The following is a 15,372-nucleotide window of genomic DNA, read 5'->3' on the forward strand; positions in this document are numbered from 1 at the left end:
TGGCCCGTCGCGTGGCCCGGGCCCAGCGCACCGAGCTGACCGGATGCCGGCTGACCGAGGGCTACGCCGACGTCGAGGTGACCGCCCCCGCTCCTGCGGGCACGGCTCACGCCACCGCCCGCGCGGGCCCCGTCGACCCGATGATCACATCATCCGAGCCGACCCCCGGCGCGTCAGCGCCCCCGACCCCCGGCCGTCCCGCCCGACCCCAGCAGGGCGTCCAGTAGGGCGACCGCGCCGGGTTTGTCCAAGGGCTGGTTGCCGTTGCCGCATTTGGGGGATTGCACGCAGCTCGGACAGCCGTGTTCGCATGTGCAGGAAGCGATCGCCTCGCGGGTCGCGGTCAGCCAGGCGGCGGCGGTGACGTAGGCGCGTTCGGCGAAGCCCGCGCCGCCCGGATGGCCGTCGTAGACGAACACGGTCGGCAGGCCGGTGTCGGGATGCAGCGACGTGGAGACTCCGCCGATGTCCCAGCGGTCGCATGTGGCGAACAGCGGGAGCAGGCCGATCGAAGCGTGTTCGGCCGCGTGCGCGGCTCCCGGCAGGTCGGTCGGCTCGATGCCCGCCGCGGCCACCTGGTCGGGCGTCACCGTCCACCACACCGCGCGGGTGCGCAGGCTGCGCTCGGGCAGGTCCAGCTTGTGCTCGCCGAGCACCTCACCGGTGATGATCCGCTTGCGCTGGAAGGAGACCACCCGGCTGGTGACCTCGACCGAGCCGAAGTGCAGCCGGGCCGCGCCCCACTCCTGGCTGCGCACCGCCTCCAGGATCCGGATCTCGGTGACCTCACGTGCACTGGTGGTCCAGTCGGGGTTGGCAGCGCGCACCAGCGCCACGCCCTCGCCGAGGTCGAGTTCGCGGACCAGGAACGTGTCGCCCTGATGCAGGTGCACCGCGCCGGGATGGACCGCGGCGTGCGCCGCGGGCGCGTCGACCGTGCCGAGCAGGCGCCCGGTGTCCTGCTCGACCACCCGCACCGCCGGCCCGCCGGCGCCGCGGATGTCGGTCAGGTCGGTGGCCCGCTCCCGACTGGTCCAGTACCAGCCGGTGGACCGCCGGCGCAGCAGCCCGCGCCGCTCCAGACCCGGCAGCAGTTCCGCTGCCACCGGCCCGAACAAAGCCAGGTCCTCCTCGGTGAGCGCGAACTCCGCCGCGGCCGCACACAGGTGCGGGGCCAGTACGTACGGGTTGTCCGGATCCAGCACGGTCGCCTCGACCGGGCGGTCGAACAGGGCCTCGGGGTGGTGCACCAGGAAGGTGTCCAGCGGATCGTCGCGCGCGACCAGCACGGCCAGCGCCTCCTGCCCGGCCCGACCCGCGCGCCCGGCCTGCTGCCACAACGAGGCACGGGTGCCGGGATAGCCCGCGATCAGCACCGCGTCCAGGCCGGAGATGTCCACACCCAGTTCGAGCGCGGTGGTCGCGGCCACCCCGAGCAGGCTGCCGTCGTGCAGCGCGCGCTCGATCGCCCGGCGCTCGTGCGGCAGATAGCCCGCGCGATAGGTGGCCACCCGATCGGCCAGCGCCTCGTCCACCCGGGCCAGGTGGTCGCGCGCGATCACCCGCACCACCTCGGCGCCGCGTCGCGAGCGCACGAAGGCGACCGTGCGTACGCCGTCGAGCACCAAATCGGTGAGCAGATCGGCGGTCTCGGAGGTCGCGGTACGCCGGATGGGTGCTCCGTGTTCACCCTCATGGCCGGTCAGCGGCGGCTCCCACAGGGCGAACACCAGTTCGCCGTGCGGCGAGCCGTCCTCGGTCACCTCGACCACGGGCGCGCCGATCAGCCGCTCGGCGGCGAGTGCCGGATCGGACACGGTCGCCGACGCCAGGATGAACACCGGATCGGATCCGTACCGGCGACACACCCGGCGCAGCCGGCGGATCAACTGGGCCACATGAGAGCCGAAAACCCCGCGATACGTGTGGCATTCGTCGATCACGACGTAGCGCAGCGAGCGCAGGAACGCCGCCCACGAACGGTGTCCGGGCAGCAACGCACGGTGCAACATGTCCGGATTCGTCAGGACGTAGGACGCGTGCGCACGGATCCACTGCCGGACCTCCACGGGGGTGTCACCGTCGTAGGCGGCGACCCGGACACGCCCGAGCGCGGGGCTCGCCGCCCGCAACTCGTCGACGGCGCGCGCCTGATCCGAGGCCAGCGCCTTCGTCGGAGAGAGGTAGAGTGCGGTCGCACCGCGCCCGCTGGGCGCGTCCGCGCCCTCGACCAGGGTCGTGAGGACCGGCAACAGATAGGCGAGGGACTTGCCCGAGGCGGTGCCGGTGGCGATCACGACCGAGCGGCCCTGTGCCGCAACAGAGGCGGCGCGGGCCTGATGCTCCCACGGCAGTTCGATACCCGCAGCGCGAAACGCGTCGCCGACTTCCGGTCGAACCCAGTCGGGCCAGGCCGCGGTAACGCCTTCGCGAGCGGGTATACGCCGGACGTGCGTCACTCGATCGGGTCGATCCCGACCCGCCAAAAGGCGGCCGAGAAGACCTTCCGGGGGGCGTGTTCTGGGCTGCATCGGGCACCAGTGTTACATCCAATGTCGCGGGATTCATCGTCCCCTACTGCCCATAAGTGGTTGAATGCCTTGGCGGCTGCCGATCCATGGGGGGCGACCGCTCAAGAGCAAGGTGCTGGAGGATCCGTGGACTTGTCCCTGTCGACCCGAACCGAGGGCGGTCGTACGATCGTCGAGGTGGGCGGCGAGATCGATGTATACACCGCACCCAAGCTGCGCGAGCAACTGGTGGAACTCGTCAACGAAGGCCAGTTCCATCTGATCGTCGACATGGAAGCCGTCGACTTCCTGGACTCGACCGGGCTCGGTGTGCTGGTGGGTGGCCTGAAGCGGGTGCGTGCCCACGAAGGGTCGCTGCAGTTGGTGTGCACTCAGGAGCGCATCCTGAAGATCTTCCGCATCACCGGCCTGACCAAGGTCTTCCCGATTCATCCGTCGGTGGCCGTAGCCATCGCCTCGTCCGACTGACCGACGTACGTCCTGACCGGACGCACACCGCACCCGCGCCGGCCCGGGCGGGTGCTCGCACGGCTGGGGGAACCATGGCCATCGTCGAGCTGCGCTTCAGCGCGCTGCCCGAACACGTCCGCACGGCGCGGCTCGTCGCCGCCGCCGTGGCGCGGCGCGCGGGGGTTGCTGAGACGGTGCTCGACGAGGTGCGCCTCGCCGTCGGCGAGGCGTGTTCCCGCGCCGTCGGGATGCACCAGGACGGGGTGGACGACGACCACCCGGTCACGGTCACCCTGGACGACGGCAACGGCCGCTTCAGTATCGAGGTCAACGACGGCGTGCCACAGCCGGCGTTGACCGAGGCGGGCCTCGCGGAGGGCGCCGGGCTGATGCCCGACATGTCCACGAACGGCTCCGGCCTGGATCTGATCGAGAACGAGATGGGCCTCGCCGTGATCCTCGGCCTGGTCGACGACCTCGACGTGCGGGCCGGCGCCGAGGGCGGCGTGATCCGCATGTCGTGGCCCTCCGGCGCGAAGTCCGCCGAGACGGTGGGCTGAGCAAGCCCCACTCCGTACGACCCTCATCGCCCCCGGGACGCCCGGGGGCGATTTCGGCGTTCTCGTGTATCCCCTTTTCCGGGTCGTAAAACCTGATTCCGGATCGATACGCCGATTTTGGGAATCGCGCTCGGATTTCGTCGGTAATTTGATCTGATCATGGCGATTCCCATGGTCTGATCTTGATCATTTGCATACACTCCTTTCGCATTGAGAAGTCCCGATCTGAAAGTGCTCCTAGCCAAGGAGGACGAATGTCCGGGATCCACCCCTCCGAACTCACCGTCGCCGCGGACGTCTCCGTCTCCGGCGGCAACCTCACCTACGTCGTCATCGTCGCGGTGATCGCCCTCGGTGCCCTGGGCGTCGCCGCCGGACTCGTGCGTCAAGTGCTCGCCGCAGACGAGGGCACCGAATCCATGCGCCGGATCGCCGGCGCGATCCAAGAGGGCGCGGCGGCCTACCTGACCCGTCAGTTCCGCACCCTCGCGGTCTTCGCGGTGGGCGTCTTCTTCCTGCTCATGCTGTTGCCCGCGGACGACTGGAACGAGCGGATCGGCCGCTCGATATTCTTCCTGGTGGGCGCGGTCTTCTCGGCCGTCACCGGGTACGTGGGCATGTGGCTGGCGGTGCGCAGCAACGTGCGCGTCGCGGCAGCCGCCCGGGCCGGCAATGCCGGTCGGGACGCGGCGATGCGGATCGCCTTCCGCACCGGCGGCGTCGCGGGCATGTTCACGGTCGGCCTGGGCCTGTTCGGGGCCGCGCTCGTGGTGATCCTGTACCGCGAGGACGCTCCCAAGGTGCTCGAGGGCTTCGGCTTCGGCGCCGCGCTGCTCGCGATGTTCATGCGGGTGGGCGGCGGCATCTTCACCAAGGCCGCCGACGTCGGCGCGGACCTGGTCGGCAAGGTCGAACAGGGCATCCCCGAGGACGACCCGCGCAACGCCGCGACGATCGCCGACAACGTCGGCGACAACGTGGGCGACTGTGCGGGCATGGCCGCGGACCTGTTCGAGTCGTACGCGGTCACCCTGGTCGCCGCGCTGATCCTGGGCAAGGCCGCCTTCGGCGACGCGGGTCTGGTCTTCCCGCTGATCGTGCCCGCGATCGGCGTGCTGACCGCGATCGTGGGCATCTACACGGTCGCGCCCCGGCCGGGCGACCGCAGCGGCATGACCGCGATCAACCGGGGCTTCTTCGTCTCGGCGGTCATCTCGCTCATCCTGGTCGCGGGCGCCGCGTTCCTGTACCTGCCGAGCAAGTTCTCGGACCTGGACGGGCTGAGCGATCAGGAGATCCTCGCGCACGACGCCGATCCGCGGGTGTTCGCGCTGGTGGCGGTGCTGATCGGGATCGTGCTCGCGGCGGTCATCCAACAGTTGACCGGCTACTTCACCGAGACCAGCCGGCGACCGGTGCGCGATGTCACCAAGACCTCGCTGACCGGTCCGGCCACGGTGATCCTGTCCGGCATCGCGCTCGGCCTGGAGTCCTCGGTGTACGCGGCGGTGCTGATCTCGGTGGCGGTGCTGGGCGCGTACCTGCTCGGCGCCGGGATCATCATGCTCGCGCTGTTCGCGGTCGCGCTCGCGGGCACCGGCCTGTTGACCACGGTCGGGGTGATCGTGGCCATGGACACCTTCGGCCCGGTCTCCGACAACGCGCAGGGCATCGCCGAGATGTCCGGCGACGTCGAGGGCGAAGGCGCCCAGGTGCTCACCGAGCTCGACGCGGTGGGCAACACGACCAAGGCGATCACCAAGGGCATCGCCATCGCGACCGCCGTGCTCGCGGCGACCGCGCTGTACGGGTCCTATCGCGACGCCGTGCGCACGGCCGTGGACGAGGCCGGCGGGCTCGCGGACGCCTCCAAGCTCACCTCGTTCGCGCTCTCCACCGACATCACCCAACCGAACAATCTGGTCGGGCTGATTCTGGGCGCGGCCGTGGTGTTCTTGTTCAGCGGCCTGGCGATCAACGCGGTCTCCCGGGCGGCCGGCGCGGTGGTGTTCGAGGTGCGCAACCAGTTCCGGACCCGACCCGGGATCATGGACGGCACCGAACTGCCCGAGTACGGCCGGGTGGTGGACATCTGCACCCGCGACTCGCTGCGTGAGCTGGCCACGCCCGGGCTGCTCGCGGTGATGGCCCCGATCGCGGTCGGGTTCACCCTGGGCATCGGCCCGCTCGCGGCGTTCCTCGCCGGTGCGATCGGCACCGGCACGCTGATGGCGGTGTTCCTGGCCAACTCCGGCGGCGCGTGGGACAACGCCAAGAAGATGGTCGAGGACGGCAGCTACGGCGGCAAGGGCTCCGCCGCGCACGAGGCCACGATCATCGGCGACACGGTCGGCGACCCGTTCAAGGACACCGCCGGACCGGCGATCAACCCGCTGCTCAAGGTGATGAACCTGGTGTCGCTGCTGATCGCGCCCGCCGTGATCAAGCTGAGCATCGGCGCGGACGAGAACGGCGCGCTGCGTGCCCTGGCGGCGGCCTTCTCGGTCGTGGTGATCGTGGGCGCGGTCTGGTACAGCAAGCGCAAATCGGTGGTCGTCGGCGAGGACGAGGACGACCACGAGGAGCAGGTGACCAAGGCGGCCGCCTGATCCGATCCGAGGTACGTACGGGCGCGGAACCGGAGAAACCGGGACCGCGCCCGTGCCGCGTGCAAAGTGCGCGTTTGGCCGAACACCTTTGCGCTGTGCGACTCTGCGTCCGGCTCCGAGCAAAGGTGGAAAGCGTGTCGAGGAAGTTCCTGGTGGTCTCCGCGCTGGTCCTGGCATCGGCCTTGACCGCGTGTGGCGGCGGCGACGACAAGAACGACGAGAACAAGAAGAAGCAGGCCGAACTGCGGGCCTGGGCCGCGAAGGTCTGCGCGGTGGATGTGACGGCGCGGATCGACGAGGCCCGGGTGGCGCTGGCCGACGTGGACAAGGTGATCCCCAACGAGCAGCCCGCGACCCTGCGCACCCGGTTGGCGGCCGACATCTCGCGACTCGCCGACGCGGACAACGCGCTCGCCGACGCGATCGACAAGGCGGGCATACCCGCCGTCTCGGACGGCGCCGCGCTGCGCACGTCGGTAGTCGAGGAACTGCGCAACGCGGCCAAGGGGTGGGCCGGAATACAGGCCAAGGTCGAGGGCCTGGTCATCGACAAGCAGAACGTGTTCGCCGACGGGCTGCGCTCGCTGAACCCGGGGATCGACGGGCTGCGCGCGTCCTCGCACACGGCCCTGGACAAGCTGCACCGCGGCGACGCGGGCAAGGCGCTCGCGGCGGTGCCGGGCTGCGCGGCGGGCAAGCCGGACGCGATCCCGACCGCTCCGGTCACCTCGGCGCCCACGACGAGCACCACTCCCGGGGCCGGCGCCTCGGGCGCCGCGCCGAGCAAGTCCACCTCGCCGAGTGCTTCCTCGACCGGTTCCACCGCGCCGAGCAGCCCGCCGCCGAGCGCCGGCGCGGAGTCCTCGTCGGCGCCGCCGACCACCACGGCACCGGCCGGCTGACCGCCGCGGCGGCGCGCACGAGGCAGGATGGTGCGCGTGACCATGAACGACACCTCCCAGGTGGCCCGACTTCGCGAGGCACTGATCGCGGCCGGCTACACCGTCGACGGCTGCCTCGATGCCCTCGGCCCGCAGGCGTACGCGGCGCTGTCGCGCGGCGAGACCGTGCCGGCGCTGCGTGCCCTGCGGGCGGACGCGGCGAGCCCGCTCGCGGTGCTGATCCGGCTGTTCCTGCTGCAGACGCCGGCGCCCGAGGCGCACGTGCGGCGTGCCATCCCGCTGGCCGAGGCGCTCGCCGGCGGGCTGCTGGCGCAGGACGGCGACCACGTACGGCCGCTGGTGGACATCCGGCCCTATGGCGAGGCGGACACCGACTGGTGGGTGGTGTCCGACCTCGGCGCGGGCATCGGTGGGGTCAACGGCCCGGTCCGGGCGGACCACGTGCTGGGCATCGGCGGGGCGTCCACCACGCTCGCCGGGATCACCGTGCGCGAGCCGGTGGGCCGCGCGCTGGACCTGGGTACCGGGTGCGGCGTGCAGGCGCTGCACGCGTCGCGGCACGCCGACTCGGTGCTGGCCACCGATGTCAACAAGCGGGCGCTCGACCTGACCCGGCTGACCATGGCGCTGTCCGGGGTGGGCAACGTCGGCCTGGCCGAGGGCAGCCTGTTCGAGCCGGTCGAGGGCGAGCGGTTCGACCTGATCGTGTCCAATCCGCCGTTCGTGATCACTCCGGTGGGCGAGCGGTACACCTACCGGGACGCGGGTCTGCCCGGCGACGAGGTGTGTCGGCTGCTGGTGGCGCAGGCGCCGCGTTTCCTGAGCGACGGCGGCTACTGCCAGCTGCTGGCCAATTGGCAGCACCTGCGCGGCCAGGACTGGCAGGACCGGCTGGCGGCCTGGCTGGCACCCACCGGCTGCGACGCGTGGGTGGTCCAGCGCGACGTGCAGGACCCGGCGCAGTACGCCGAGCTGTGGTTGCGCGATTCGGGTGACCACCACGGCACCGCGTACGCCGAACGCTACGACGCGTGGTTGGCGGCTTTCGAGCGGGACGGCGTGGAGGGGATCGGATTCGGCTGGATCACGCTGCGTGCATCGGGCTCCGACACGCCGAACGTGCGGATCGAGGACTGGCCGCACGCGATCGAACAACCGCTCGGCGCGGAGGTGCATGCCTGGTTCGGTCGCCAGGACAGGTTGGCCGGGACGGACGACGACGGCCTGCTCGACCTCGCCTTCCGGCTCGCCGACCACGTGGTCCAGGAGCAGACCGGCGCGCCGGGCGCCGAGGATCCCGAGACGGTCGTGCTGCGGCAGCGGCGCGGCATGTGCCGGGCGGACCGGGTGGACACCGTCGGCGCGGCGCTGGCCGGGGCCAGCGACGGGCAGCTTCCGGCCGGCGTCATCGTGGATGCGATCGCCGAGCTGCTCGACGAGGACGCCGCCGGGCTGCGCGATGCCGTACCCGGCGAACTGCGCGGTTTGGTGGCCGACGGATTCCTGCTGTTCCCCGAGGTCGCAGAGCCTGCCGGGGAGGCATCCGACCCCACCGGCTGAGCGCGGCTTGGGCCGGTGCACCGTGATCCGGGGCGGTACGCCTGTACAGTCGCAGGTGTTGTCCCCACGGGATGCTCCTTGCCGTTGCCAAGAAAATGTGTTGTATGGAGGCGGCGGCCTCCCGCTCGACCGCGAACCAACGGGGTCGGGAGGCGGGAACCGCGATGCGCGCGTTACCGTTCGAGGGGCGGGGGACCCGGCCGTCGAAGCGAAGCGCCGGATCCGGGGGACGGTCCGGTCGGACCGCGGCCTCGGGACGACTCCGTGACGCAAGCCGAGCAGAACCGGTTTGACACACGGGGCCGACTCCCGGTCACGCTCCGCCACCCGGCAACCGCAATGTGAATACGAACCCCCGAGTACGGCCTTGCCCAACCGGGCACGGCCGCTGCCGACGACGATGGAGAGAGAAGCGAAGGTGTCCCCGAGCAGCGAGACCGCGCGCGACGGCCTGAGACTCGTCATTGTCGAGTCCCCGGCCAAGGCGAAAACGATCAAGGGCTATCTCGGCCCCGGTTACGTGGTCGAGGCGAGCGTGGGACACATCCGCGACCTGCCCAACGGCGCCGCCGAGGTACCGGCGGAGTACGCCGGCAAGCCGTGGGCCCGACTCGGTGTCGACGTCGACGCCGACTTCGAGCCGATCTACGTGGTCAACGCGGACAAGAAGTCCCAGGTCGCCAAGCTGAAGAAGCTCCTCAAGGACGCCGACGAACTCTTCCTCGCGACCGACGAGGACCGCGAGGGCGAGGCCATCGCGTGGCACCTCCTCGAAGTACTCAAGCCCAAGGTGCCGGTGCACCGGATGGTGTTCCACGAAATCACCAAGGACGCGATCCGCACTGCGGTGAACAACCCGCGTGAGCTGAACCAGCGGCTGGTCGACGCGCAGGAGACCCGCCGCATCCTCGACCGCCTCTACGGCTACGAGGTCTCGCCGGTCCTGTGGAAGAAGGTCGGTCCGCGCCTGTCGGCCGGCCGCGTGCAGTCGGTGGCCACCCGCCTGGTGGTCGAGCGCGAGCGGGAGCGCCGCGCGTTCACCTCGGCCTCGTACTGGGACCTGCTGGGCGTGTTCGGCACCGGCCGGGCGGGCGACCCCACCGACCCGAGCACGATGAATGCGCGCCTGGTCTCGCTGGACGGCAAGCGGGTCGCCTCCGGTCGCGACTTCGGCCCGGACGGCAAGCTCAAGAACGCCGGTGTGCTCCAGCTGGAGGAGGCCGGCGCCCGTGCACTGAGCGCCGCGCTGGAATCCGCCTCGTTCACCGTACGCGCCGTCGAGCGCAAGCCCTACCGCCGCTCCCCGTACGCTCCGTTTCGCACGACCACCCTCCAGCAGGAGGCCTCGCGCAAGCTCGGCTACGGCGCCAAGCGCACCATGCAGATCGCCCAGAAGCTGTACGAGAACGGCTTCATCACCTACATGCGTACGGACTCCACCACGCTGTCCGAGACGGCCGTCACGGCCGCCCGGGCGCAGGTGCGGGAGCTGTACGGCGCCGAGTACGTGCCGGACGCGCCGCGCGTCTACGCCGGCAAGGTCAAGAACGCGCAGGAGGCGCACGAGGCGATCCGTCCCTCGGGCGAGAGTTTCCGCACCCCCGCCGAGACCGGGCTGGCCGGCGACGAGTTCCGGCTGTACGAGCTGATCTGGATGCGCACCGTCGCGTCGCAGATGAAGGACGCGGTCGGCCAGTCGGTGACCGTGCGCATCGGCGGCATCGCCCAGGGCGCGGACCTGCCCGGGCGTGACGCGGAGTTCACCGCGAGCGGCAAGATCATCACCTTCCACGGCTTCCTCAAGGCCTACGTGGAGGGCTCGGACGACCCGGACGCGGAGTTGGACGACCGCGAGCGGCGGCTGCCGATGGTCACCGAGGGCGACGCGCTCAGCGCCGACGAACTCACCCCGGAGGGCCACGCGACCAAGCCGCCGGCCCGCTACACCGAGGCGTCGCTGATCAAGGAGCTGGAGGACCGGGAGATCGGCCGCCCGTCGACGTTCGCGTCGATCGTCGGCACCATCCTGGACCGCGGCTACACCTTCAAGAAGGGCACCGCGCTGGTGCCCTCCTTCCTGGCCTTCGCCGTGGTCGGCCTGCTCGAGGGCCACTTCGCCACGCTGGTGGACTACGACTTCACCGCGAAGATGGAGGACGACCTCGACCGGATCGCGCGCGGCGAGACCGAGGCCGTGCCGTGGCTGCGCAGGTTCTACTTCGGCGACGAGAGCCGGCCGGACGAGGACCACCTCGGCGGCCTCAAGGCCCTGGTCACCGACCTCAGCTCGATCGACGCCCGCGAGGTCAACTCGTTCCCGGTCGGCGACGGCATCGTGCTGCGCGTGGGCCGGTACGGCCCCTACGTCGAGCGCGGCGACCGGCGCGCGGACGTGCCGGACGACCTGCCGCCGGACGAGCTGACCGTGGCCAAGGCCGAGGAACTGCTCGACAAGCCCAGCGGTGACCACGAGCTGGGCATCGACCCGGTCAGTGGGCACATGATCGTGGCCAAGGACGGGCGCTACGGCCCGTACGTGACCGAGGTGTTGCCCGAGCCCGAGGCGCCCGCCGCCCCGGCCCCGGCCGCGGACGGCGCCAAGCCGGCCAAGAAGACCGCGAAGAAGGCCGCTGCGAAGAACGGCCCCAAGCCGCGCACCGCGTCCTTGTTCAAGTCGATGGCGCTGGACACGGTCACCCTGGAGGACGCGCTCAAGCTGTTCACGCTGCCGCGTGTGGTGGGTAAGCACCCGGAGACGGGCACCGAGATCACCGCGCAGAACGGTCGCTACGGGCCGTACCTCAAGATGGACACCGACTCGCGCTCGCTGGAGACCGAGGACCAGTTGTTCACGGTGACCCTCGAGGAGGCGCTGGCGATCTACGCCCAGCCCAAGGCGCGCGGGCGGGCCGCGGCCAAGCCGCCGCTGAAGGAACTGGGCACCGACCCGGTCAGCGGCAAGGCGGTCACGGTCAAGGACGGCCGGTTCGGCCCGTACGTGACCGACGGCGAGACCAACGCGACGCTGCGTGCGGACGACTCGGTCGACACGATCACCCCCGAGCGGGGCTACGAGCTGCTCGCGGACAAGCGGGCCAAGGGCCCGGCGAAGAAGACGACCAAGAAGGCGGCGGCCAAGAAGGCCCCGGCGAAGAAGGCGGCGGCGACGAAGACCGCCGCGAAGAAGACGGCGGCCAAGAAGACGGCCGCCGACGGCAAGACCACGAAGTCGGCGGCCGCGAAGGCGACGGCGAGTGCCGGTGCGAAGAACGCGGCCGACAAGGCGTGAGGCGACAAGGCTGAGGTAGGGATATCTCGGCACGTATCGATCAGGCGGTGCCGGCGGGATCCGGCGCCGCCTTGGTCGGTTCCGGCGACGACATCGGGCCCTGTGCTACGGTCCGCCGCCGGAGCACGGGGGATCCGGTCGAGGTTGCCGTTTCCCGTCAGGTGACGACGTTAGGGTTCTCCGTATGACGCACGCGGAGCAGCAAGCGCCGGATTCGGCGATACCGCCCCGTCAGGTCGAACCGACAGAGGGCATCGGGGGCGTGCTGAGCATCCGCCCCTTCCGCCGCTTCTGGTTCGCGGTCGCGGCGTCCGCGCTGGGCGATTGGCTCGCGTTGCTGGCGCTGACTTCGGCCGCGCTGTGGACCGTGGAGGGCGACTACCGCAAACACGCCACCGCGGTCGCGGTGGTGTTCGCGCTGCGGATGTTGCCGGCCGCGGTGGTCTCCTCGGTGGCGGGCGCGGTCGTGGACCACCTCGACCGGCGCTGGACGCTGGTGACGTGCGACGTGATCCGGGCCCTGGTGCTCGTGTCCGTGCCGTTGGTGGACGAGATGTGGTGGGTCTGGGGCGCGACCGCGGTGGTCGGCGTGGTCGGCGCACTCGCCGGGCCCGCCCGGGATGCCACCGTGCCCAACCTGGTGCCTCGCCAACGGCTGGGCACCGCCAACCAGTTCAACCTGGTCACCTCCTACGGCGCGGCCCCGGCGGCGGCGCTGCTGTTCATCCTCGGCGCGCTGATCGGCACCGCGTTCTCGCACGACGTGTCGATGTTCGTCGAGCATCCCTCGAACCTGGCCTGCTACACCGCGGGCGCGGTGTTCCTGCTCGCCTCGGTGTTCGCCTTCCTGATCCGGATGCCCACCCGCGGGCGCTCGGTCAGCACCCGGCGACCCAACCCGTTCAAGGTGCTCGCCGATGGGCGCAAGGTGTTCGGCCACGGTCGGACCGCGCGCGGCCTGATCGTCGGGATGATCGCGCTGTTCCTCGCGGGCGGCGCGCTGGTGGCCACCACGCCGCTGCTGGTGGTCGGCCTGCACGCGGGCAACGCGGCCTACGGCACGGTGTTCCTGATGCTCATCGTGGGCGTCAGCGCGGGCATGTTGTGGGGCCCGCGGGTGGTGCCGGCGTTCAGCCGGCGGCGGCTGTACGGCATGGCGGTGATGCTCGCCGGACTGACCCTGCTGATCCTGGCCGCGGTCGCCAACGTGGTGGTGGCCGCGGTACTGGCCGCCGTGCTCGGCGTGTTCGCGGGCGTCGCGTGGGTCACCGGATACACCATGTACGGCCTGGACTTCGGCGAGGATCTGCGGGCCCGAGCGTTCGCCTTCGCCCAACTGATCGTGCGGATCGTGCTGTTCGTGGCGCTGGTCGCCGGGCCGATCGGCGCGGGCTACGTGGGCATGCGCTCGTGGGTGATCGCGGACCGGTTCACCTTCGACTACAGCGGAGCCGCGCTGGTCCTGGCCGGCACCGGTGCGCTCGTGGTGATCCTGGGCTGGGTCGCGCTGTTGAGCGTGGACGACCGGCGTGGGGTGCCGATCCTGCGCGACCTCGCCGCGGCGACCCGCAACGAGGACCACATCACCGGCCGACCGGCCGGGGCCACCGGCTTCTTCATCGCCCTGGAGGGCGGCGAGGGCGCGGGCAAGTCGACCCAGGCCAACGCGATCGCCGCGTGGATCCGTGCCAAGGGGCATGAGGTCGTGGTCACCCGCGAGCCCGGCGCGACCGAGGTCGGCAAGCGGCTGCGCGCGATGCTGCTCGACCTGGACGGTGCTCCGGTCGACCCGCGCACCGAGGCGCTGCTGTACGCGGCGGACCGGGCCGAGCACGTGCAGACCGTGATCCTGCCCGCCCTGCGGCGCGGCGCGATCGTGATCAGCGACCGCTACATCGACTCCTCGATCGCCTACCAGGGCGCCGGGCGGGGCCTGGGCGCGCGTGAGATCGGCCGGGTCTCGCGCTGGGCCACCGACGGGCTGTTGCCCGACCTGACCATTCTGCTCGACCTGGACCCCGCGGTGGGACACGGCCGCTTCACCGAGGCGCCCGACCGCCTGGAGTCCGAGCCGCGCGAGTTCCACCTGCGGGTGCGGCACGCGTTCCTGGACCTGGCCGCGCACGACCCCGACCGCTACCTGGTGGTGGACGCCGACCAGGAGCCGGACGCGGTCACCACGCCGATCCGGCACCGGCTCGACCGCGAACTGCCGCTGTCCGAGCAGGAGAAGCGCCAGGCACTGGAGCTGGCCAAGCGCATGCGCGAGGAGGACGCCCGGCGCAAGGCCGAGCAGGCCGCCCGGGACGCGGAGAAGGCCGCGCTGATCGCCCGACTGCGGGCGGAGAGCGAGGAGCGCCAGCGCCAGGCCGAGCAGGCCCGGCTGGAGGAGGAGTCCGCGCGGCTGGCCGAGGAGGAGCAGCGGCACGCCGAGGAGGAGGCCCGTCGGATCGCCGCCGAGGCGGACGAGCGGGCCCGCACGGCGGCCGAGGCGGCCGAGGAGGCCCGGCTGCACGCCGAGGCGGAGCGCCGCCGGCTCGCGCTGGAGGCCGAGCGCCGGGCCGAGGAACAGCAGCGGGTCGCCGAGGAGGCCAAGGCCCGGGCCGAGGAGGCCCGGGTGCGCGCCGAGGAGGAGGCCGAACGCCGCGACGAGCAGCGCCGCCGGCTCGAGGAGGCGTCCGCGCTCCAGGCCGAGCAGGCCCGAGCCGGTGCCGAGGAAGAGCGCGAGGCGGCTCTGGAGCGGCAGCGGTTGGCCGAGGAGGAGCGCGACCGGTTGCAGGCCGAGGCGGCCCGCGACGTCGAGCGCATGCGCGCCGAGGAGGCGATTCGGGTCGCAGACGAGCGCCGGGCCGCCGAGGAGCGCCGCCGGGCGGAGGACGCACTGCGCCGCGCCGAGTCGGATCGCCGCCGGGCCGAGCGGGAGGCGACGCGCGCGGCCGAGGCCGCGGCATCGGCGCAGGCCCGCGCGGCGCAGGAGGCCGCCGCGCTTGCTGCGGAGGCGGGCCCTTCCCGGGACAGCGACATGGTCGAGACGCCCGTGCACGGGATCCGGCGGCCCGACCCGGCCCTGGCGGACACGCCGGTACACGGCATCCCGAAGCCCCCCGCGGACGACGCCGACACCACCGAGTTGCAGCAGATCCGGCTGCGCGAGGCGGCCGAGGACACCCGGGAGATCCCGCAGCTGAGCCTGGACGAGACGCACGCGCTGCCCACGGTCGTGCCGCCGGCGGAGCCGGGCGATCACACACTGGCCGACGATCTGCTCGGGCCGTGGACGGGCGCCCCGGACGCGGACGACGCGGACGACACGGACGCGGGCTCTCCCGACGAGCCGGCCGAGTCGGGGCGCAAGCGGCGCTGGCGCCGTAACAAGGCCTGAGCCCGGGCTTCGCCGGTCCGGCCGGTCGGCCGGGTCCGTCCGAGGGTGACGTGGCCTCGATTGTCACGTCACCCCGGTACGGTCGTACC

Annotated in this window: 8 protein-coding genes and 1 pseudogene; 8 read left to right on the plus strand and 1 reads right to left on the minus strand. The window is 71.7% G+C overall.

Features of this window, described 5'->3' with window-relative positions; genetic code table 11:
• Positions 1–227 (plus strand): annotated as a pseudogene (locus ABZS54_RS08415) (hypothetical protein); the annotation flags it as partial.
• Here the strand turns inward: ABZS54_RS08415 and ABZS54_RS08420 are convergent.
• Positions 174–2,531, minus strand: a complete 2,358-nt coding sequence (locus ABZS54_RS08420; protein ID WP_355532408.1) for a DEAD/DEAH box helicase — start codon at positions 2,529–2,531, stop codon at positions 174–176. The pseudogene ABZS54_RS08415 and the gene ABZS54_RS08420 sit on opposite strands and share 54 nt — an antisense overlap.
• 126 nt (positions 2,532–2,657) lie before the next feature.
• On the opposite strand from ABZS54_RS08420, the gene ABZS54_RS08425 reads away from it, so the two are divergent.
• The 7 genes from ABZS54_RS08425 to tmk all read left to right on the plus strand — a co-directional run bounded on the left by ABZS54_RS08425 (position 2,658) and on the right by tmk (position 15,283).
• Positions 2,658–2,999, plus strand: a complete 342-nt coding sequence (locus ABZS54_RS08425; RefSeq protein WP_020549531.1) for an STAS domain-containing protein — start codon at positions 2,658–2,660, stop codon at positions 2,997–2,999.
• 74 nt (positions 3,000–3,073) lie between these two features.
• Positions 3,074–3,541, plus strand: a complete 468-nt coding sequence (locus tag ABZS54_RS08430; protein ID WP_355532411.1) for an ATP-binding protein — start codon at positions 3,074–3,076, stop codon at positions 3,539–3,541.
• Positions 3,542–3,795: 254 nt separating this feature from the next.
• Entirely contained in the window at positions 3,796–6,150 is a 2,355-nt protein-coding gene (locus ABZS54_RS08435) for a sodium-translocating pyrophosphatase (RefSeq protein WP_355532413.1), read from the plus strand.
• Between the two features lie 134 nt (positions 6,151–6,284).
• Positions 6,285–7,052 carry a hypothetical protein gene (locus ABZS54_RS08440; protein ID WP_355532415.1) on the plus strand — a complete coding sequence of 256 codons (768 nt, stop codon included), beginning with the start codon at positions 6,285–6,287 and terminating at the stop codon, positions 7,050–7,052.
• Positions 7,053–7,079: 27 nt separating this feature from the next.
• The gene (locus ABZS54_RS08445; protein WP_355532417.1) at positions 7,080–8,612 is read left to right on the plus strand and encodes a class I SAM-dependent methyltransferase; all 1,533 of its coding nucleotides are present in this window, start codon (positions 7,080–7,082) and stop codon (positions 8,610–8,612) included.
• Positions 8,613–9,030: 418 nt separating this feature from the next.
• The gene (topA, locus tag ABZS54_RS08450; RefSeq protein WP_355532419.1) at positions 9,031–11,901 is read left to right on the plus strand and encodes a type I DNA topoisomerase; all 2,871 of its coding nucleotides are present in this window, start codon (positions 9,031–9,033) and stop codon (positions 11,899–11,901) included.
• Between the two features lie 184 nt (positions 11,902–12,085).
• Entirely contained in the window at positions 12,086–15,283 is a 3,198-nt protein-coding gene (gene tmk / locus ABZS54_RS08455) for a dTMP kinase (RefSeq protein ID WP_355532421.1), read from the plus strand.
• The last annotated feature ends 89 nt before the right edge of the window (positions 15,284–15,372 follow it).

The organism is Embleya sp. NPDC005575, assembly GCF_040605455.1.
Taxonomy (GTDB): Bacteria; Actinomycetota; Actinomycetes; order Streptomycetales; family Streptomycetaceae; genus Embleya.